General features: G+C 68.7%; 19 protein-coding genes and 1 pseudogene. 12 read left to right on the top strand and 8 right to left on the bottom strand.

The features are described from left to right. From infB to NN2_RS33440, 6 genes are all read left to right on the top strand, one after another. Positions 1-1,920 (top strand): translation initiation factor IF-2 (gene infB, locus NN2_RS33465; RefSeq protein ID WP_063019067.1); only part of this gene is annotated, 1,920 nt, incomplete at its 5' end. A 101-nt stretch (positions 1,921-2,021) separates the two neighbouring features. Continuing rightward, a complete protein-coding gene (locus NN2_RS33460; RefSeq protein ID WP_063019065.1) occupies positions 2,022-2,312 on the top strand; it encodes a DUF503 domain-containing protein in 291 nt (96 codons plus the stop codon). 23 nt (positions 2,313-2,335) lie between these two features. Beyond that, positions 2,336-2,779 (top strand): 30S ribosome-binding factor RbfA, encoded by a 444-nt coding sequence (gene rbfA, locus NN2_RS33455; RefSeq protein ID WP_030513162.1) that lies wholly within the window; start codon positions 2,336-2,338, stop codon positions 2,777-2,779. A gap of 97 nt (positions 2,780-2,876) precedes the next feature. After that, on the top strand, positions 2,877-3,893 hold the full coding sequence (locus NN2_RS33450; protein ID WP_063019063.1) for a DHH family phosphoesterase: 1,017 nt from the start codon (positions 2,877-2,879) through the stop codon (positions 3,891-3,893). A gap of 75 nt (positions 3,894-3,968) precedes the next feature. Further along, a complete protein-coding gene (locus NN2_RS33445; RefSeq protein WP_063019061.1) occupies positions 3,969-5,342 on the top strand; it encodes an MATE family efflux transporter in 1,374 nt (457 codons plus the stop codon). Between the two features lie 151 nt (positions 5,343-5,493). Further along, positions 5,494-6,453: a metallophosphoesterase family protein gene (locus tag NN2_RS33440; protein ID WP_104363038.1), complete on the top strand. Its 960-nt coding sequence runs from the start codon at positions 5,494-5,496 to the stop codon at positions 6,451-6,453. Positions 6,454-6,504: 51 nt separating this feature from the next. On the opposite strand, the gene NN2_RS33435 is transcribed toward NN2_RS33440, so the two are convergent. Together NN2_RS33435 and NN2_RS33430 are read right to left on the bottom strand one after the other, a co-directional pair. Then, on the bottom strand, positions 6,505-6,735 hold the full coding sequence (locus NN2_RS33435) for a DUF6374 family protein (RefSeq protein ID WP_030513166.1): 231 nt from the start codon (positions 6,733-6,735) through the stop codon (positions 6,505-6,507). A gap of 75 nt (positions 6,736-6,810) precedes the next feature. Beyond that, entirely contained in the window at positions 6,811-7,308 is a 498-nt protein-coding gene (locus NN2_RS33430; RefSeq protein WP_063019059.1) for a GNAT family N-acetyltransferase, read from the bottom strand. A gap of 203 nt (positions 7,309-7,511) precedes the next feature. Between NN2_RS33430 and npt the strand changes: the two genes are divergently transcribed. Together npt and truB are read left to right on the top strand one after the other, a co-directional pair. Beyond that, the gene (gene npt / locus NN2_RS33425; protein WP_281210275.1) at positions 7,512-8,150 is read left to right on the top strand and encodes a 4'-phosphopantetheinyl transferase Npt; all 639 of its coding nucleotides are present in this window, start codon (positions 7,512-7,514) and stop codon (positions 8,148-8,150) included. Beyond that, the gene (gene truB / locus NN2_RS33420) at positions 8,150-9,073 is read left to right on the top strand and encodes a tRNA pseudouridine(55) synthase TruB (RefSeq protein WP_063019055.1); all 924 of its coding nucleotides are present in this window, start codon (positions 8,150-8,152) and stop codon (positions 9,071-9,073) included. The genes npt and truB overlap by 1 nt, the downstream gene beginning before the upstream one ends. A gap of 8 nt (positions 9,074-9,081) precedes the next feature. Here the strand turns inward: truB and NN2_RS33415 are convergent, their stop codons facing one another. From NN2_RS33415 to NN2_RS33405, 3 genes are read right to left on the bottom strand one after another with little or no spacing between them, the layout of a single operon-like run. After that, a complete protein-coding gene (locus NN2_RS33415) occupies positions 9,082-9,750 on the bottom strand; it encodes a GntR family transcriptional regulator (protein WP_030513170.1) in 669 nt (222 codons plus the stop codon). Then, on the bottom strand, positions 9,737-10,483 hold the full coding sequence (locus tag NN2_RS33410) for a maleate cis-trans isomerase family protein (protein ID WP_063019079.1): 747 nt from the start codon (positions 10,481-10,483) through the stop codon (positions 9,737-9,739). Before NN2_RS33410 ends, NN2_RS33415 begins: the two co-directional genes overlap by 14 nt. An 8-nt stretch (positions 10,484-10,491) precedes the next feature. Continuing rightward, on the bottom strand, positions 10,492-11,232 hold the full coding sequence (locus NN2_RS33405; protein WP_063019077.1) for a maleate cis-trans isomerase family protein: 741 nt from the start codon (positions 11,230-11,232) through the stop codon (positions 10,492-10,494). Positions 11,233-11,317: 85 nt separating this feature from the next. Between NN2_RS33405 and NN2_RS33400 the strand changes: the two genes are divergently transcribed. Together NN2_RS33400 and NN2_RS33395 are read left to right on the top strand one after the other, a co-directional pair. After that, positions 11,318-12,283 carry a D-2-hydroxyacid dehydrogenase gene (locus NN2_RS33400; protein ID WP_063019053.1) on the top strand — a complete coding sequence of 322 codons (966 nt, stop codon included), beginning with the start codon at positions 11,318-11,320 and terminating at the stop codon, positions 12,281-12,283. 11 nt (positions 12,284-12,294) lie between these two features. Continuing rightward, complete coding sequence (locus tag NN2_RS33395) at positions 12,295-13,686, top strand: amidase (protein ID WP_227463065.1); 1,392 nt, start codon at positions 12,295-12,297, stop codon at positions 13,684-13,686. 61 nt (positions 13,687-13,747) lie between these two features. Here the strand turns inward: NN2_RS33395 and NN2_RS33390 are convergent, their stop codons facing one another. Beyond that, positions 13,748-14,248, bottom strand: a complete 501-nt coding sequence (locus NN2_RS33390) for a DUF3830 family protein (protein ID WP_063019050.1) — start codon at positions 14,246-14,248, stop codon at positions 13,748-13,750. Positions 14,249-14,283: 35 nt separating this feature from the next. Further along, positions 14,284-15,525 (bottom strand): aspartate aminotransferase family protein, encoded by a 1,242-nt coding sequence (locus tag NN2_RS33385; protein ID WP_063019049.1) that lies wholly within the window; start codon positions 15,523-15,525, stop codon positions 14,284-14,286. A 150-nt stretch (positions 15,526-15,675) separates the two neighbouring features. On the opposite strand from NN2_RS33385, the pseudogene NN2_RS33380 reads away from it, so the two are divergent. Together NN2_RS33380 and NN2_RS33375 are read left to right on the top strand one after the other, a co-directional pair. After that, positions 15,676-17,150, top strand: a pseudogene (locus tag NN2_RS33380) (NAD-dependent succinate-semialdehyde dehydrogenase). Then, entirely contained in the window at positions 17,150-18,211 is a 1,062-nt protein-coding gene (locus tag NN2_RS33375) for a tartrate dehydrogenase (protein WP_063019048.1), read from the top strand. The pseudogene NN2_RS33380 and the gene NN2_RS33375 overlap by 1 nt, the downstream one beginning before the upstream one ends. A 49-nt stretch (positions 18,212-18,260) precedes the next feature. On the opposite strand, the gene NN2_RS33370 is transcribed toward NN2_RS33375, so the two are convergent. After that, complete coding sequence (locus NN2_RS33370; RefSeq protein ID WP_063019047.1) at positions 18,261-18,923, bottom strand: metal-dependent transcriptional regulator; 663 nt, start codon at positions 18,921-18,923, stop codon at positions 18,261-18,263. Between the last annotated feature and the right edge of the window lie 118 nt (positions 18,924-19,041).

Genomic DNA, 19,041 nt, shown 5'->3' with positions numbered 1-19,041 from the left:
GGCGGTGCCGCGGGTGCCTTCGGCCGTCCCGGTGGCGCCCCCCGCAAGGGCCGCAAGTCGAAGCGGGCGAAACGCGCCGAATACGAGAACATGCAGGCACCGTCGGTCGGTGGCGTGCGGCTGCCGCGCGGCAACGGCGAGATCATCCGTCTCGCCCGCGGCGCGTCGCTGTCGGACTTCGCCGAGAAGATCAACGCCAACCCGGCCTCGCTGGTGCAGGTGCTGTTCAACCTCGGTGAGATGGTCACCGCGACCCAGTCGGTCAACGACGAGATCTTCGAGCTGCTCGGCGGCGAGATGAACTACGTCGTGCACGTGGTCTCGCCCGAGGACGAGGACCGCGAGCTGCTGGAGAGCTTCGACCTCAGCTACGGCGAGGACGAGGGCGACGAAGGCGACCTGCAGGTCCGCCCGCCGGTCGTGACCGTCATGGGTCACGTCGACCACGGTAAGACCCGACTGCTGGACACGATCCGCAAGACCAACGTCCGCGAGGGCGAGGCCGGCGGTATCACCCAGCACATCGGCGCCTACCAGGTCCTCACCAACGTCAACGACGAAGAGCGCCTGATCACCTTCATCGACACCCCGGGTCACGAGGCGTTCACCGCCATGCGTGCCCGCGGTGCCAAGGCCACCGACATCGCGATCCTGGTGGTCGCCGCCGACGACGGCGTCATGCCGCAGACGGTGGAGGCCATCAACCACGCGCAGGCCGCGGATGTGCCGATCGTGGTGGCGGTCAACAAGATCGACAAGGAAGGCGCGAACCCGGAGAAGGTCCGCCAGCAGCTCACCGAATACAACCTGGTGGCCGAGGAGTACGGCGGCGACACCATGTTCGTCAACATCTCGGCGCGTCAGGGCACCAATATCGAAGCCCTGCTCGAGGCCGTGGTGCTGACCGCGGACGCCGCACTGGACCTGCGGGCCAACCCGGATATGGACGCCCAGGGTGTCGCCATCGAGGCGCATCTGGACCGCGGCCGTGGTCCGGTGGCCACCGTGCTGGTGCAGCGCGGTACCTTGCGCGTCGGCGACTCGATCGTGGCGGGTGACGCCTACGGCCGCGTCCGCCGCATGGTCGACGAACACGGCGAGGACGTGGACGCGGCGCTGCCGTCGCGTCCGGTGCAGGTCATCGGTTTCACCTCGGTGCCGGGCGCGGGCGACAACCTGCTCGTCGTCGAGGAGGACCGCATCGCCCGCCAGATCGCCGACCGGCGCAATGCGCGCAAGCGCAACGCTCTGGCCGCGCGCAGCCGCAAGCGGATCAGCCTGGAAGATCTGGATGCCGCTCTGAAGGAGACCTCGGAGCTCAACCTGATCCTCAAGGGCGACAACTCCGGTACGGTCGAGGCCCTGGAAGAGGCGCTGCTCGGCATCGAGATCAGCGACGAGGTCCGGCTGCGGGTCATCGACCGCGGTGTCGGTGGTGTCACCGAGACCAACGTCAACCTGGCCTCGGCGTCGAACGCGATCATCATCGGGTTCAACGTCCGGGCCGAGGGCAAGGCCACCGAACTCGCCAACCGCGAGGGTGTGGACATCCGCTACTACTCGGTGATCTACCAGGCCATCGACGAGATCGAGAAGGCCCTCAAGGGCATGCTCAAGCCGATCTACGAAGAGGCCGAACTGGGTCGCGCCGAGATCCGCGCGGTGTTCCGCTCCTCGAAGTTCGGCAACATCGCCGGCTGCATGATCACCTCCGGGACGGTCAAGCGCAACGCCAAGGCCCGTCTGCTGCGCGACAGTGTGGTGATCGCCGATACGACGATCCAATCGCTGCGCCGGGAGAAGGACGACGCCACCGAGGTCCGCGAGGGCTTCGAATGCGGTATGACGTTGGGCTACAACGACATCAAGGAAGGCGACATCATCGAGGCCTACGAGCTTCGGGAGAAGCCGCGCGACTGAGTCGTCCACAGTGAACGAACGTCACGTTCGGTGCAGGCATTGACCGGACGTGACGTTCGCTTCGCCGGGCGCTGTGTCGCGACACGTGAAGAGGTGAGCCGTTGTTCGTCGGTGCGCTGGAGTTCGACATCCTGCTCGGCGATGTGCACTCGTTGAAGGAAAAGCGGTCGGTGATCCGCCCGATACTGGCCGAACTGCAGCGCTTCGGCGTCAGCGCGGTCGAGGGCGGAGATCACGATCAATACCGCCGTTCACAGTTGGGCGTCGCACTGGTCAGCGCCGAGATGGGACATCTCACAGCGGTGCTGGACAAGTGTGAACGCCACGTGGCGGCCCGTCCGGAGTTACAGTTGCTGGCAGTACGCCGCCGCATCTTCGGACCCGAAGACTGAATGACAAGTGAGGAGGGCCCGCCATGGTGGATCAGGCCAGGGCACGCCGACTCGCGAAGCGGATCGTCTCGATCGTCGGGACGGCGATCGAATACGAGATCAAGGATCCGCGGCTGCGTTTCGTCACCGTCACCGATGCCAAGGTGACCGGTGATCTGCGGGAGGCGACCGTCTATTACACGGTGATGGGTGAAACCCTCGCCGCCGAACCGGATTTCGCGGGCGCCGCGGCCGGACTGGAGAAGGCCAAGGGTGTGCTGCGGTCCAAGGTGGGCGCGGCCACCGGGATCAAGTTCACGCCGTCGCTGAGTTTCGTCCTCGACACGGTGCCGGATGCGGCGCGCGAGATGGAACAGCTGCTGGCGAAGGCCCGTGCGGCCGACGAGAAGGTGGCACAGGTCGCGGCCAACGCCACCCACGCCGGCGACGCCGATCCCTACAAACCCGACCCCGACGAGGAAGACTGACCGCGACGGCGGTCGACGCGGTGGACGGGCGGGGCTCGCGAGGCGGTTCCCCGGTTCTGTCGCCGGTGAGTCGAGCGCCGGAGAATCGAGCTTGGAAATGACAGCTGTGACGTCGTCGGCGGATCCGGCCGCGGCCGTCGAGGTATTGGCGGCCGCGCGATCGGTGACCGTGCTGTGTCATGTGCAGCCGGACGCCGATACCGTCGGCAGTGGACTGGCACTGGCGCAGGTACTGCATCGGCGCGGTGTGCCGGTGCAGGTGTCCTTCGCCGAGCCGGCCGAACTCCCGGCATCGATGCGCTCGCTGCCCGGCGTGGAGTTTCTGGTACCCCCCGCACAGGTGGCGGAGCGAGTGGACCTGCTGGTCACCGTCGACTGCGGCAGCGTCGGGCGCCTGGGTGCGCTCGCGGACCGAATCGACGGCGCCGCAACCACTGTGGTGATCGACCACCATCGCTCCAACACCCGCTTCGGTGATGTGAACCTGATCGACGAGACCGCGGAGTCCACCACCAGTGTGCTGGCGCGGCTGTTCGACGCCTGGGGTGAGGAGATCGACCGGGACATCGCGCACTGCCTGTTCGCCGGTCTGGTCACCGATACCGGGTGCTTCCGCTGGGGCGGTCCGGGCACCCATCTGCTAGCCGATCGTTTGCTGGCCACCGGAATCGACGGCGCGGGAATCACTCGCACACTGATGGACACCCATCCCTTCGGCTGGTTGCCGATGTTGTCGCGGGTGCTCGGATCGGCGCGACTGGAACCGCGGGCGGCCGGCGGCGCCGGACTGGTCTACGCCTTCGTCCGCAGCGACGACTCCTACGGATTGCGGTCGGAAGAGGTGGAAAGCGTCATCGACGTCGTCCGCACCACCGCCGAGGCGGATGTGGCGGCGGTATTCAAACAGTCCCGCACCGACGCCGGCTGCTGGACGGTATCGCTGCGCTCGCGCGACAGCGGTGTAGGCACCGGCGATGCCGTCGACGTCGCCCGAGTCGCGACCGGTCTGGGCGGTGGTGGCCACCGCTACGCCGCCGGCTATACGACATACGGGACGTCCGAAGACGTGGTTGCCGATCTGCTCGCGGAATTGGCCCCCGGCCGGGAGAGCTGAGCATGGGACGCGGCGGGTGGCCGGTAGCGGTCTCCGTGGACGTTCGCCGCGGTCTCCGGGGCCGGGCCTGACGGCATGGTCGAGATACATCCCGAAGACGGTGTCACGGCCGTTGCCGGCGCCGCGCGCCACGATGCGGGTCCGCGGCGCATCCTCGGCATCGCGATCCCCACGCTGGGAGTGCTTGTCGCCGAACCGATCTACCTTCTCTTCGATATGGCGGTGGTCGGCCGGCTGGGAGCGCTGGCGCTCGCGGGACTCGCCGTGGGTGGCCTGATACTCGGTCAGGTCAGCACGCAGCTGACGTTCCTGAGTTACGGGACCACCGCTCGCTCCGCGCGCCGCCACGGCGCCGGTGACGAACGAGGCGCGGTTGCCGAAGGGGTGCAGGCGAGTTGGCTCGCGATGGCCGCCGGACTGGCGATCGTCGTTGTGCTGCAGGTGTTCGCACGACCCGTCGTGGATGTGATCGCGGGCGGCGCCGATATCGCGGACGAGGCGTTGCGCTGGTTGCGGATCGCGCTGTTCGGAGTCCCGTTGATCCTGCTCACCATGGCCGGTAACGGCTGGTTGCGCGGGGTGCAGCAGACGCGGCGTCCGCTGGTGTATGTGATTGCGGGACTGGTTGTTTCGGCACTGTTGTGCCCGCTGCTGGTGCACGGCCTGCTGGGGGCGCCCCGGATGGAACTGGCCGGATCGGCCGTGGCCAATGTGGCCGGGCAGGTCGTCTCGGCCGGGCTGTTCGTGGCCGCGCTGGTGCGCCGGCGGGTGCCGCTGCGGCCCCATCCGCGAGTCATGCGGGCGCAGTTGGTGCTCGGCCGGGATCTGATCGTCCGGAGTCTGGCGTTCCAGGCCTGTTTCGTTTCCGCCGGTGCGGTCGCCGCCCGGTTCGGCGCCGCCTCGGTGGCGGCGCACCAACTCGTGCTGCAGCTGTGGAATTTCCTTGCCCTGACCCTAGATTCGCTGGCCATCGCGGCGCAGACCCTCACCGGTGCGGCGCTGGGCTCCGGCGACGCATCCGGCGCGCGCGTGCTGGCCCGCCGGATCACGGTGTGGTCCACCCTGTTCGCGGTGGTGCTCGCCGTGATCTTCGCCGCCGGATACGCCGTCGTCCCCCAGGTTTTCACCGACGATCCGGCGGTCCTGGACCGCGTGCATGTGATCTGGTGGTTCTTCGTGCCCCTCATTCCCGCCGCCGGGGTGGTCTTCGCCCTCGACGGCGTGCTGCTGGGCGCGGGCGACGCCTCGTATCTGCGCACCACCACGATGGCCGCGGCGCTGCTGGGATTCCTGCCCGCGATCTGGCTGTCGCTGAGCTTCGACTGGGGTATCGCCGGGATCTGGTCCGGGCTGAGTGCCTTCATCCTGCTGCGCCTGATCGCGGTGAGCTGGCGGGCGCTGTCGGGACGCTGGGCTCGAGTCGGCAGTGAGATCCCGCGGTCGGTATGACCGAACACCACGACGCCCTATCCGGAAGCGTGTCGGTGCCCGGCCGCCGACGTGCGCACCGCGGACGGTGTGCGAAATACGCGGCGCCGGGTATGTCCGCACGCGAGGGTCGGGTGTGCTCGCATCACGATGATCATGGGATGGTGGAAGTGTGATTCCTAAGTTGATGGCGGTGAGCGATATCCATGTCGGTCATCAGGGGAACAAACCGGTGGTCGAGCAGATCCGCGCGGATTCGCCCGAGGACTGGCTGATCGTCGCCGGCGACGTGGGGGAGAAGACCGACGACATCCGCTGGGCGCTGCGCACCCTGCGGGAACGCTTCGCCAAGGTGATCTGGGTCCCGGGCAATCACGAATTGTGGACCACCACCAAGGATCCCGTGCAGATCAAGGGCGCCCCCCGCTACGACTACCTGGTCGCGCTGTGCCGCGACCTCGATGTGGTGACCCCGGAGGACGAATTCCCGGTCTGGGAGGGTGCGGGCGCCGAACAGTACGGCGGGCGGGTGACGATCGCGCCGCTGTTCATCCTCTACGACTATTCGTGGATGCCCGAGGGGGCGTACACCAAGGCCGAGGCGCTGGCCATCGCCCGGGACCGCAATGTGGTCGCCACCGACGAATTCCTGCTGGCCAGCGACCCCTACCTGACGCGCGACGCTTGGTGCCGGGCTCGCGTCCAGTACAGCAGGCGCCGGCTCGACGCGCTGGAACCCGATACCGCGGTGGTGCTGATCAACCATTTCCCGATGCTGCGCGAACCCACCCGGATGCTGTTCTATCCGGAGTTCTCGCTGTGGTGCGGGACCGAGGACACCGCCGACTGGCACACCCGCTACAACGTGGTGTGCTCGGTCTACGGCCACCTGCACATCCCGCGCACCACCTTCTACGACGGTGTCCGGTTCGAAGAGGTCTCGCTCGGCTATCCGCGTGAATGGCAGCGCCGCGGCCTGCCGGACAAGCTCCTGCGCCAGATCCTGCCCGCCCCCGAATACGGGCCGGACGACCTGAACGAATGGGGCGGCCACTTCAAGATCACCCCCGAGATGCGGGCGGCCGCCGAGGAGATGCGCCGCCTCGCCGACCGCCGCCGCGGAGTGCGCTGACCGCGCGCGCCGACCTGCGGTGACGAGCAGCGGCGTGCGCGGGACGGCGCGTCACCACGGACGCCGGTGTGCGCCGCGGTAGTCCAGACATGCGCTGCCGGGCCGGCCCGCCCGGGGCGATTCGGTGTGCTCGCGGTAGATCCGCAGCCCCTCGCGGATCTTCCACGCGGCCCGCTCGAGCTGATCGGGGGTCAGCGCCTTGTCGAAGGCGGCCGCGTCGACCAGTTGGGCTCGTACCTGTTCCAGGTTCAGTCGTGCGTACTCCAGCGGGGTGAGCTCCATGCGCGGGAGATTACTCCACTTCGAACATACTTTCGATACCCGGCTGTGTGTTGTGCGGTGCGGACGCTCGGCGGTTCAGCGGAAGCGATGCACCATGGTCACGCTCGTCGTACCGGCCCGGTTGACCACATGCGAGCCCGGGACGATGTCGAAACCGAGTCGCTCGTACAGTCGCAGCGCCGGATTGGATTGCCGCACACTGAGACTCACCGTGTCGTAGCGCTGCCGCGCATCCGCCAGCAGACGGCGCAGCAGAGTGGTGCCGAGCCCGCTGCCGCGCAGCTGTGGCGCCACTCCGATCGCGAGTTCGGGTGTCGCGTCGTCGACGTATCCGTAGCCGGGGTTGTCGGCGGGAAACAGTCGCAGCCAGGCGGCACCCGCGCCGCCGGACGGCCCGCCGACGACCCCGAGATCCCCCGGGCGGCCCCAGCCCTCGACGTAGCGCGCGAGTTCGGGCACCGAGCGCAGTTCGTCCGAAGTCATGTTCTGTTCGGCCGCGTGAGAGGCTTCGAACAGCATCGCCCAGAGCAGGGGCTCGTCGGCAGGTGTGGCGGTGGCGACCGAATGGGGCATGCCGCGCGACTTTACGGCCTTCGACCCCGACGGATCCTCCCATTTTTCGGTGCGCCTGCTGCGGTGGGCCGCTGCCGCTTCCCCGGAGCTGGCCGGGTCCGTGAACCGCCCGCACCGCTAGGCTCGTAGCGCAGACAGGGTCGACTCAGGAGGCGGTCATCGAGGAACAGGCGCGCGTCATCGGCAGCATTCTGCCCGCGGGAGTGGCCGCGGCGGAGCTGTTGCGGTATCCGGAGGATCTGAAACCGCATCCCGGTGAGGAACATCTGATCGCGCAATCGGTCGAGAAGCGGCGGCGCGATTTCATCGGCGCCCGGCACTGTGCGCGGCTGGCGCTGGCCCAGCTCGGTGAGCCGCCGGCGGCGATCGGCAAGGGCGAGCGCGGGATGCCGCTGTTTCCGCGCGGGGTCGTCGGCAGCCTCACCCACTGTGACGGGTACCGAGCGGCGGTGCTGGCGCATCGGCTGCGCTGGCGGTCGGTGGGCATCGACGCCGAACCGCACGACACGCTGCCCGAGGGGGTGCTGGACTCGGTGAGCCTGCCCGCCGAACGGGACTGGCTGCGCGGCGCGATCCCCGCGACCGGACTGCATATGGACCGGCTGCTGTTCTGCGCGAAGGAGGCCACCTACAAGGCGTGGTTCCCGCTCACCCAGCGCTGGCTCGGCTTCGAGGACGCCCACATCACCTTCACCGTCGACGACACCGGCACCGCGGGCACCTTCCACAGTGCGCTGCTGGTTCCGGGGCAGACTCTCGACGGCGGTGCGCCGCTGACCGCGTTCGACGGCCGCTGGACGGTCGCCGAGGGGCTGATCCTGACCGCGATCGTGGCCGGCTGATGGCCGAACGCGAGGCGATCGTCGATCCGCTCGGCGGTCTGCTGATCATCGACAAGGACGGTGGGCAGACCAGCCACGACGTGGTCGCGCGCTGCCGGAAGATCCTGCGTACCAGGAAGATCGGCCACGCCGGCACGCTCGACCCGATGGCCACCGGCGTGCTGGTGCTCGGCGTCGAGCGCGCCACCAAACTGCTGGGCCTGCTGAGCCTGACCACCAAGTCATATACCGCGACGATTCGCCTCGGCCAGGCCACCGTCACCGACGATGCCGAGGGTGAGGTGCTGGCCACCATCCCCGCCGGCCATCTCGCCGACGCCGATATCGCCGCGGCCGTCGCCGCGCTCACCGGCGATATCCAGCAGGTGCCCTCGACGGTGAGCGCGATCAAGGTCAACGGTGAGCGGGCGTACGCGCGCGCCCGGGCGGGCGAACAGGTGGAACTGGCGGCCCGGCCGGTCACGGTCTCCCGGTTCGACATTCTGGGCCGGCGTGATATCGACACCGGCGCAACGACATTCGTCGATCTGGACGTCGAGGTCGACTGTTCCTCGGGCACCTACATCCGGGCGCTGGCCCGCGATCTCGGCACCGCCCTGGGGGTCGGCGGACATCTGACCGCGTTGCGCCGCACCCGGGTCGGCCCGTTCACTCTCGAACACGCTCGTACCCTGGAGCAGCTCGCCGACGAGCCGAGCCTGAATCTCGACGTCGATGCCGCTGTGCGCCTTGCCTTTCCGCATCGGGAGATCGACGCCGAACAGGCCGAATCGCTGCGCGACGGACGCTGGCTGGACCCGGTGGGCCTGCGCGGGGTGCACGCGGCCACGACCACCGACGGCCGGACCATCGCCTTGCTCGAGGAGAAGGGCAAGCGCTCCTCGCCCGTCTTCGTGGTGCGCCCGCGCGGGCTCATCGACTGAGCGCGGGCCTACCCCTCGCCGATCTGCTCCCGGAGCCGATCGACCGCGTCGCGCATATGCCCGACGAGCAGTTCGTGCACATCGCGCGGCGGGCCGGCGGCGATGGCCTCGCGCAGCGCCACATGTTCGCGGACCTGCTCACCGAGGTCGGTGTAGGTCGTCTGCAGGGCGCCCAGGCACATCCGGGTCTCGATCAGCAGTGTCCGCGCGGCCCGCACCAGCCGCGGGCTGTCGGCGCTGGTGACCAGTGCCTGATGGAATTCGTGGTCGGCATCGGTGACGCCGGTGGCATCGCCGCGTTCGGCACAGGCCTGCATATCGGCGACGCTGGATTGCAAGGCCTCGTAGGCGATCTCGCGGCGGCCGTCCAGGATCAGGTCCAGCGCACCGCCCTCGATCGCGGTGCGGGCGCGGTAGATGTCGACGACGTCGGCCAGGCTGAGTTCGATGACGAAGATGCCGCGATGCCGCACGCTGTGCAGCAGCCCTTCGGAAACCAAGCGCTGCATGGCCTCCCGGACGGGTCCGCGCGAGACGTCGAATTGCGCGGCCAGTTCGGCCTCCACCAGCTGGGTCCCCGGCGCCAGCGTGCCGCGCACGATCGCCGCGCGCAGCCGGTCGGCGATCATCTCCGCCGTGGACTGCCGATTCACGGGTTCGAACTCAATCACCGACATGAATCGGCCTTTCCGAGAAGAGCGTTCCGAGCCCCGGTCCGGACGCAGGCGTGTGGGCGGGCAGTCCCGCCAGTCGCAGCCCGTGCCAGACGGTGACCTGGTTCGCGGTGAGCACCGGCTTGCCGAGCGCTGATTCCAGCTCCGGAAGCAGTTGTATCGTATGCATCGCGGTATCGGGAATCAGCAGCGCCTCGGCGTCGGGATGGTCGTTCGCCGCCGCCAGGTCCAGCACCTGCGACGGTGTCAGCGTCCCCACTTCGGCGGCCGTGTCGATTCCGGCGCTCGACATCGAGACCACCCGGATGCCGGCGGCGTCGAGGAAGTCCACGAAGAGGGCGGCGACCTCGTCCGGATAGCTCGCGCACACGGCGACGCGGCCGGCGGCTATCGCCCGCACCGCCTCCACGAACGCGAAACTGGTGCTCGACGCGGGGACGCCGCAGATCCGGGAGAGCTCGTCCGCCTGTTCGCGCGCACCCTGCGGCCCGTAGACGAAGCTGCCCGAGGTGCAGGCCCACACCACGGCCAGGGGATCGAAGGGCGCCAGCAGATCCGCGCCCCGGCGCAACTTGTCCGGACTGCCCAGCTCGAGCAGTTCGGGCACCGCGTGCAGGTCGGTGCCGTAGATGTGCGCGACACGAAGTTCGACGCCGAGATGCGCTGCTGCCCAGGGATATTCGTCCTCGGCGGCATGATCGGGATAGATGAATCCGACGGTCGGTGTCCGTTCCACAGCGCCTCCTAGAAAACGTTCTGCAGCCACTTGCCAGGGCCCATCATCGGCAGTTTCATCCGTCCGAGACAGGCCCACATGGTCAGTTGGTTGGCGGTCAGGACCGGTTTGCCGAGCAGCTGTTCCAGCGGTTCGACCAGGTCGTAGGTGGGAAGGTTGGTGCAGCTGACGAAGATGGCCTGCGCGGCGGGATCATCGGCGGCCATGATGCGTTCGGCGATCGTGCGATAGCTGACCTTCCAGATGCCGCCGCCGAGTCCCAGATGATCCGATCGCAGGACCTCGCAACCGGCCTCGTGCAGGAACTCGTGCAGCTTCGTGGTCAGAATCTCGTCGTAGGGCGTGATGACCGACATCTTGGACAACTGCAGTTTGTGCACGGCCTCGATCAGTGCGCCGGAGGTGGTGATCGCGTCGCGGGCGCCGGCCCGGCAGATGGTGTCGCGCAGCGCTCGCTCGTAGGCCAGCCCCTTGATGAAGCTGCCCGAGGTGCACAGATAGGCGATCACCTCGGGTTCCACGTGCAGCACGTTGCGCGTCGCCGCGGTGAGATGTGCTGCGTCGGAGACCAATTCGGCCATCTCGAGCGAGACCGGCACCGGTTCGTACGGCGTGCGCGCCAGATGCAGGCTCACTTCCAGGGGAGCCCACCGCCACAGTTCGCGCTCGAGCGCCAGATCGAACGGCGCGATGATCCCGATGCCCCGTTGCGCGACAGGCCCGTCCAGCTCGGGAAAATTCAGTTCCAGGAGGGCCCCTCTCGCGTCCGGGCGACAATCCTCCGCGCACAATCGGATTGTTGACAAGCATACGATGGGTTTTTAGCCTGTCAATATGAACGCGGGCCCAGTTGTCACCGTCCTGCACGACGGCGTCGAGCCCGACGCGGAATTCATGCGTCCGGTGTTGGAGCAGGCCACCGTCCGCTTCGCCGACGGGGCGTCGCTCGCGGACGCGCTGCCCGGCGCCGAGGCGCTGTTCGTCTACGACTTCCGCAGCACCGCCCTGCCCGGCGCCTGGGATCGCGCCGATCGGATGCGGTGGGTGCATGTGGGGGGCACGGGTGTCGACGCCGTGATGTTCGACACACTGATCGACAGCGACGTACAGGTCACCAACACCCGCGGCCTGTTCGACGAGCCCATCGCGGAATACGTTCTCGCCCAGGTGCTCGCCTTCGCCAAGGATCTGCCCGAATCGCTGCGGCTGCAGCAGCGTCACCAGTGGCGCCACCGCGAATCCGAGCGGGTGGCGGGAGCCGCGGTGCTGGTGGTCGGCACCGGCTCGATCGGACGCGCGATCGCCCGCCTGCTGCGCGCGGCCGGGATGCGGGTGCGCGGGCTGGGGCGGACCGCGCGCATCGGCGATCCCGATTTCGGCACGGTGGCAACCGATTTGCACGCCGAACTGCCTGGGGCGGATTACGTGGTCTGCGTGACGCCGCTCACCCCGCAGACCCGGCACATGTTCGACGCGAGCGCCTTCGCGGCGATGAAGCCGCATGCGCGTTTCATCAATGTCGGGCGTGGGGAATCCGTGGTCACCGACGATCTGGTCGCGGCGCTGCGCGGCGGCGTGCTCGCCGGTGCGGCGCTGGACGTGGTCGATCCGGAACCGCTGCCGGCCGGCCACCCGCTGTGGGATCTGCCGAATGTCGTTGTCACCCCGCACAACAGCGGCGACTTCATCGGCTGGCGGGCGGAGATCGTCGCCGCGTTCACCGAGAATTTCGAGCGGTGGGCAAGCGGTCAGCCCTTACACAATGTGGTCGACAAGAAGCTGGGTTACGTGCCCAGCTGAAGGGAGTCACGATGGCCCACCCCGATACAGGGACCGACCCCGCGGCGATGACCGCGGCCGAGTTGGCCGCCGCCTATTCGGCCGGGGCCTTGTCTCCTGTCGAGGCCACGCAGGCCGCGCTGGACGCGATCGCGGCCCGCGACGACGTCCTCGACGCGTTCTGCCTGGTCGACCCGGAGCGGGCGATGGTGCAGGCCAAGGAGTCCGAGGCGCGCTGGCAGGGTGGTCGTGCGCAGGGCCTGCTCGACGGCGTGCCGATCTCGATCAAGGACATCTTCCTCACCGAGGGATGGCCGACGCTGCGCGGCTCGACCTCGATCCGGCCGGATGTGCCGTGGCCGGTCGACAGCCCGGCCACCGCCCGGCTGCGTGAGGACGGACTCGTGTTCCTGGGTAAGACCACCACGCCGGAGCTGGCGTGGAAGGCCACCACCGACAGCGCGCTGACGGGGATCACCCGTAATCCGGTCGACCCGGACAAGACGTCCGGCGGTTCCTCCGGCGGTTCGGCGGTGGCGGTCGCGGCCGGTATGGGACCAGTGTCGATCGGGACCGACGGCGGTGGCAGCATCCGGATTCCGGCCTCGTTCTGCGGGGTGGTGGGATTCAAGCCCACGCACGGCCGCGTCCCGCTGTACCCGGCCAGCCCGTTCGGGCCGCTGGCACACGCCGGGCCCATCGCCCGCACCGTCGAGGACGTGGCGCTGCTGATGGACATCCTGTCGCTGCCCGATCACCGCGATCCGACCGCGGGTGCGCCGCCGCTGCTGACCTTCCGCGGCGAACTGCAGCGCGAGGTGCGCGGTGCGACGGTCGGCTTTTCGGCGAATCTCGGTTTCGCGCAGGTCGATCCGGAGGTCGCGGCGGTCGTCGCGGCGGCGGTGCGGGCGCTCGACGAGGCCGGCCTACGGGTGGTCGAGGCCGATCCCGGATTCGCCGATCCGCGCCCGGCGTTCGAAACGATGTGGGCGGCCGGGGCGGCGGCCATGCTCTCGACCTTCCCCGAGGGCACCCGGGAGCGGGTCGACCCCGGCCTGGGCGCCATGTGGGACCGCGGCCGCACGCTGAGCGCGGTCGACTACATCGAGGCGCGTGCGGTGGCGGCGGAGATCGGCATCGTGATGGGGGCCTTCCATACCGCTTACGACGTCCTCGTCACGCCGACCATGCCGATCACCGCCTTCGACGCGGGATACGATGTGCCGCCGGGTAGTTCGATGGACAGCTGGCCGCAGTGGACCCCGTTCACCTATCCGTTCAATCTCACCCAGCAGCCGGCGATCACCATTCCCGCCGGGCGAACCGCGGCGGGAATGCCGGTGGGGCTGCAAATCGTCGGGCCGCGTCACTCCGACGATTTCGTGCTCGCGGTAGCCCGCTTCGCCGAGGCGGTGCTGAGCTGAAATGCGACGCGGCCCGGACCTGTTCGGACCCGGGCCGCTCAGTCGCACCTGCGACGTGTCGTTACTCCGAAGACCGTGTGAAGGACAGTGTTTCGCCTTCCACGCCGCGCAGCCACAGCGCGTTGCACGCGGTGGCCAGCTCCGGCAGTCCTTCCTCGATGGTCGCGAACACATTGCCCGGGACCCAGCCCATATCGCCGTTGATCAGCAGGTTGTTGCGGTCGTAGAACAGTGCCAGATCGGTGGCGCCCTGCGCGTCGTGCGCGGCCGAGCCCGGTTCGTAGCCGTAGGCGGGATTGCCGATCTCCCACGGTTCGAAGTCGAACAGGCAGACGTCACCGGGAATCGGTGTGACGGTGGGGTTTTCGCGATGCGGCGCGGCGGTGATGCGCGGCACGAGGGTGTACACCTCGTTGCGGGCGTATTTGGCGTGGAACGCGTCGCCCTCCTGCGGCAGCGCGTCCCACACCGCCGCGCAGGTGTGCGGGGCCAGCTCGTCCAGCAATCGCGCGCGAGCCCGCACGCCGGCCTTGGTGAGGGTGATGGTGAGGTACCGGGCCATCGAGATCTCCTGTTCCGCTCGGGGCGTGGGTATCGCTACAGCTCGTCCAGGACGCCGGTCCACAGCGCCAGTGCCTCGTCGACCTGTTCCGCGGTCACGATCAGGGGCGGGATCATTCGCACGACGTTGCTGTAGGCCCCGCAGGTCAGCAGGAGCAGGCCGCGCTCGGCGGCCAGCCGCTGGGCCGCCGCCGCCGTGGCGGTGTCGGGTTCGCCTGCCGCTGTGGTGAATTCGCTGCCCACGAGCAGGCCCAGGCCGCGCACGTCGCCGATCGCCTTGGTGGCGCAGGCCCGGGTGCCGGCCAGCAATTGGTCCCCGCGGGCGGCGGCGTTGTCCACCAGCCCCTCGGATTCGATGACGTCGATGGTGGCGACCGCGGCCGCGCAGGCCACGGCATTGGCGCCGTAGGTGCCGCCTTGAGATCCCGGCCAGGCCTTGGCCATCAGCTCCTGTGGCGCGGCGATTCCCGACAGCGGAAAACCGCTGGCCAACCCCTTGGCTATGGTGATGACGTCGGGCTGTACGTCGAAATGCTGGTGCCCGAAGAACTTTCCGGTGCGGCCGAACCCGGTCTGGATCTCGTCGAAGATCAACAGGATGCCGTGCCGGTCGGCGCGCTCGCGCAGGCCCTGGAAGAACCGGGTGTTGCCCGGGATGTAGCCGCCCTCGCCGAGCACGGGTTCGACGATGAAGGCGGCCGTCTCGGCCGGGGCGGTGAGCGTGGTGAGGATGTAGTCGAGCTCGCGCAAGGCGAAATCGGTCGCCTCCTCCTCCGACCAGCCGTAGCGGTAGGCGGTGGGGAACGGCGCCACGTGCACACCACCCATGAGCGGGCTGAAACCGGCCGAGAAGCGGGTTCCGGAGGTGGTCATGGTCGCGGCGGCGACCGTGCGGCCGTGGAAGCCGCCGTGGAACACCACCACATTGGGGCGGCCGGTGGCCTGCCGGGCCAGCCGCAGCGCGGCCTCCACGGCCTCGCTGCCGGAGTTGGCGAAGAACACCGAATCCAGGTGGGCGGGAAGCACATCGGCGAGCCGTTCGGTCAGCCGCAGCAGCGGCCGGTGCATGACCGTCGTGTACTGGCCGTGGATGAGGCTGCCGATCTGTTCGCGCGCGGCCTCGACCACCCGCGGATGACAGTGCCCGGTGCTGGTGACGCCGATCCCGGCGGTGAAGTCGAGGTACCGGCGACCGTCGGTGCCGTACAGGTAGCAGCCCTCGCCGTGATCGACGGTGACCGGCGTGGCCTGCCGGAGAACGGGGGAAAGTGCAGTCATGGTGATCCGCCTCCCGGGCGACGGGAAATCCGCACCGGTGACGGCCGGATTCTTATTGTCGGATTGTTGACAATGTGTATAACATGGCCGCGACGGTGACGGCAACGACTGCGCCGAACCGACCTGCTGTTCCGAGAAGAGGAGCGAGCGATGACGTATACCGTTGCGGATCCGGATGCCGCGACGCGCGCGGCGATCGACAGCGTCCCGACCGGCCTGTTCATCGGCGGGCGCCGGCGCGAGACGGCCACCCTGCTGGACGTGGAGGACCCGGCCACCGGGCAGATCCTGACCGCCGTCGCCGATGCCGGCCCCGAGGACGGCGTCGCCGCGCTGGCCGCGGCCGCGGCGGCCCAGGACGCGTGGGCCGAGGTGCCCGCGCGGACCCGGTCGGAGATCCTGATGCGCGCCCATCGGGCCATGCTCGACGACACCGACCGGCTCCCCGCATCGCCACCGCCGAGATGGGCAAACCGCTGGCCGAGGCGCGCGGCGAGGTCGCGTACGCGGCGGAGTTCTTCCGCTGGTTCGCCGAGGAGGCGGTGCGGCTGGACGGCGGATATATGCCCGCGCCGGCCGGTGGATCCCGCTTCGTGGTGGCGCGCCGGCCCGTAGGGCCGAGCATCCTGATCACCCCGTGGAACTTCCCCATGGCGATGGCGACCCGCAAGATCGGCCCGGCCTTGGCCGCGGGCTGCACCTGTGTGGTCAAACCCGCCGAGCAGACCCCGCTGTGCACCCTGGCGATCGCCGAAATACTGTCCGCCGCAGGGGTTCCCGACGGCGTGGTCAACGTCGTGACCACCTCCGATCCGGCGGCGGTGACCGCCGCGATGATCGCGGATCCGCGCTCGCGCAAACTGTCGTTCACGGGATCGACCGCGGTCGGGAAGTTGCTGCTGGAACAGTGCGCGAGATCCGTGATGCGCACGTCGATGGAATTGGGCGGCAACGCCCCGCTGATCGTGTTCGACGACGCCGATCTCGATACCGCGGTGGAGGGCGCGCTCGCGGCGAAGATGCGCAATATCGGCCAGGCCTGCACCGCGGCCAACCGGATCTACCTGCAACGCGGCATCGCCGACGAATTCACCCGCCGCTTCACCGAACGCATGGCGGCCCTGCCGATGGGCCGCGGCGCCGATCCCGGCGTGGTGGTCGGACCGCTGATCGACGCCGCCGCGGTCGCCAAGGTCTCGGAACTGGTCGCCGATGCGCGCCGGCGCGGCGCCACCGTCCTGCTCGGCGGAACCGCGGCCGAAGGACCCGGATACTTCTATCCACCCACGGTGCTGACCGGTGTCCCGGACGACGCCGCGATGTTCGGCACCGAAATCTTCGGCCCCGTCGCTGGTTCGGCCGTCTTCGACACCGAGGAGGAGGTGATCGAACGCGCCGACGACACGCCCTACGGTTTGGTGGCGTACGTGTTCACCGAGAATCTGCGGCGCGGATTGCGGGTGAGCGAGGCGCTCGACACCGGCATGGTGGGACTCAACCAGGGCGTGGTGTCCAATCCAGCGGCGCCGTTCGGCGGAGTGAAGGAATCGGGTCTCGGACGCGAGGGGGGCTTCACCGGCATCGACGAATTCCTGGAGACCAAATACATCGGTGTGGCACTGTGATGCCGGTGTATCGCATTGCCACCATTCCCGGCGACGGTATCGGCGTGGACGTCACGGCCGAGGCGGTCAAGGTTCTCGACGCGGTGCTGCCCGGCATCGCCTGGACCGAATTCGACTGGTCCTGTGAGCAATATCTGCGCACCGGCGCGATGATGCCCGAGGATGGTCCGCAGCAGCTGGCGGCTTTCGACGCGATTCTGCTCGGCGCCGTGGGATTTCCCGGTGTGGCCGACCATATTTCGCTGTGGGGTCTGCTGATCCCGCTGCGGCGCGCCTTCGGGCAGTATGTGAATCTGCGCCCGGTCCGGCTGCTGCCCGGCACCGAATCCGCGCTCCGCGGACGCGGCGCCGACGATCTCGACATCCTCATCGTGCGGGAGAATTCCGAGGGCGAATATTCCGCGATCGGGGGAATGCACAATCCCGGGCGGCCGGACGAATTCGTGGTTCAGGAATCGATATTCACCCGCACCGGATGTGAACGCATCATCCGATACGCGTTCGAGCAGGCGCGCCGGCGCGACCGCAGACTGTGTTCGGCCACCAAGTCCAACGGCCTCATTCATTCGATGCCGTACTGGGACAGCGTTTTCGAGCGGATCGCCGCCGAGTATCCGGACGTCGAGACGCGGCAGATGCATGTCGATGCGCTGGCCGCGGAGATCGTGCTGCATCCGGATCGGCTGGACGTGATCGTCGGCTCGAATCTGTTCGGCGACATCCTGTCCGACCTCGCCGCCGCGGTGACCGGCGGGCTCGGGCTCGCGCCCTCGGGGAATATCAATCCCGCGCGCGAGGCGCCCTCGATGTTCGAGGCGGTGCACGGCAGTGCGCCCGATATCGCGGGTATGGGCATCGCCGATCCGGTGGCGCAGATCCTCGCCGGTGCGATGATGCTCGACCACCTGGGCGAATCCGCGGCGGCCGCGGCCGTCGACCGCGCGGTCTGCGATGTGCTGGCCGCGGGGGAGGTGCTCACCCCCGATCTGGGCGGTACGGCGACCACCGCCGAACTCGGCACCGCGATCGCCGAACGCGCCGCGGCGCTGGTCACACAGTAGGGGCGGCGATACGCCGCGACTCTCGGTGCCGAGGCGCTGCGGTGGCCGGTCAGGAGGTCAGCCAGATCGCTTCTGCCGCAGGGCTTCCCAGGTCGATGGTGTGCTCGCCGATCCGCACCGCGATGGTGCCGGCGAAATCGCGCCGCTCCACCACGGTGATCACGGTGTCGAGCGCGATGCCGACGGAATCGAAATACCGCAGCATGGCGGGATCGAAATCGGAGATGCGCGCCACCCGGCCGGATTGTCCGGCCTGGAAGTCGCTGAGCTGATGGGCGGGCGGTGTGGGGACCGCACCGTCGACGGAGGGGATCGGGTCGCCGTGCGGATCGCGATCGGGATGGCCGAGTTTGGCGTCGATACGTTCCACCAGGGTCTCCGACACCGCGTGCTCGAGCACCTCGGCCTCGTCGTGCACCTCGTCCCAGCCGTAGCCGAGCTCGCTGACCAGGAACGTTTCGATCAGCCGATGGCGGCGCACCATGGCGACTGCGGCCCGGCGGCCGTTGTCGGTCAGCGTGATGGCGCCGTAGCGGGCGTGTTCGACCAGCCCCTGATCGGCGAGTTTGCGCACCGCCTCCGACACCGTCGACGCCGACACACCGATCCGCTCGGCGAGCAGTTTGGTCGACACCTTCTCCTGCGACCACTCCTGCGCACTCCAGATGACCTTCAGATGATCCTGGGCGACCGACGACAGCGAGGGGGCCACGTTCGCCGCGCGCCCGGCCGCGCCCGCATCGGGAGACGCTTGTGACGCAGCGGAATCTGCCAGCTCACGCCGGGTGGCGACATCACGTTTTCCGGGCACGTATCGAGCTTAGCGGGGG

Origin of the sequence: Nocardia nova NBRC 15556 (genome assembly GCF_001613005.1) — a bacterium.
Taxonomy (GTDB): domain Bacteria; phylum Actinomycetota; class Actinomycetes; order Mycobacteriales; family Mycobacteriaceae; genus Nocardia; species Nocardia nova.
This window is presented reverse-complemented; position numbering and strand designations above follow the sequence as displayed.

What these genes read in the sequence shown, in the direction of transcription:
- rbfA (WP_030513162.1), top strand. Translation starts at nt 2,336, where the DNA reads ATGGTGGATCAGGCCAGGGCACGCCGACTCGCGAAGCGGATCGTCTCG.
- NN2_RS33450 (WP_063019063.1), top strand. Translation starts at nt 2,877, where the DNA reads ATGACAGCTGTGACGTCGTCGGCGGATCCGGCCGCGGCCGTCGAGGTA.
- NN2_RS33445 (WP_063019061.1), top strand. Translation starts at nt 3,969, where the DNA reads ATGGTCGAGATACATCCCGAAGACGGTGTCACGGCCGTTGCCGGCGCC.
- NN2_RS33435 (WP_030513166.1), bottom strand. Translation starts at nt 6,735, where the DNA reads ATGGAGCTCACCCCGCTGGAGTACGCACGACTGAACCTGGAACAGGTA.
- NN2_RS33430 (WP_063019059.1), bottom strand. Translation starts at nt 7,308, where the DNA reads ATGCCCCATTCGGTCGCCACCGCCACACCTGCCGACGAGCCCCTGCTC.
- truB (WP_063019055.1), top strand. Translation starts at nt 8,150, where the DNA reads ATGGCCGAACGCGAGGCGATCGTCGATCCGCTCGGCGGTCTGCTGATC.
- NN2_RS33415 (WP_030513170.1), bottom strand. Translation starts at nt 9,750, where the DNA reads ATGTCGGTGATTGAGTTCGAACCCGTGAATCGGCAGTCCACGGCGGAG.
- NN2_RS33400 (WP_063019053.1), top strand. Translation starts at nt 11,318, where the DNA reads ATGAACGCGGGCCCAGTTGTCACCGTCCTGCACGACGGCGTCGAGCCC.
- NN2_RS33395 (WP_227463065.1), top strand. Translation starts at nt 12,295, where the DNA reads ATGGCCCACCCCGATACAGGGACCGACCCCGCGGCGATGACCGCGGCC.
- NN2_RS33390 (WP_063019050.1), bottom strand. Translation starts at nt 14,248, where the DNA reads ATGGCCCGGTACCTCACCATCACCCTCACCAAGGCCGGCGTGCGGGCT.
- NN2_RS33385 (WP_063019049.1), bottom strand. Translation starts at nt 15,525, where the DNA reads ATGACTGCACTTTCCCCCGTTCTCCGGCAGGCCACGCCGGTCACCGTC.
- NN2_RS33375 (WP_063019048.1), top strand. Translation starts at nt 17,150, where the DNA reads ATGCCGGTGTATCGCATTGCCACCATTCCCGGCGACGGTATCGGCGTG.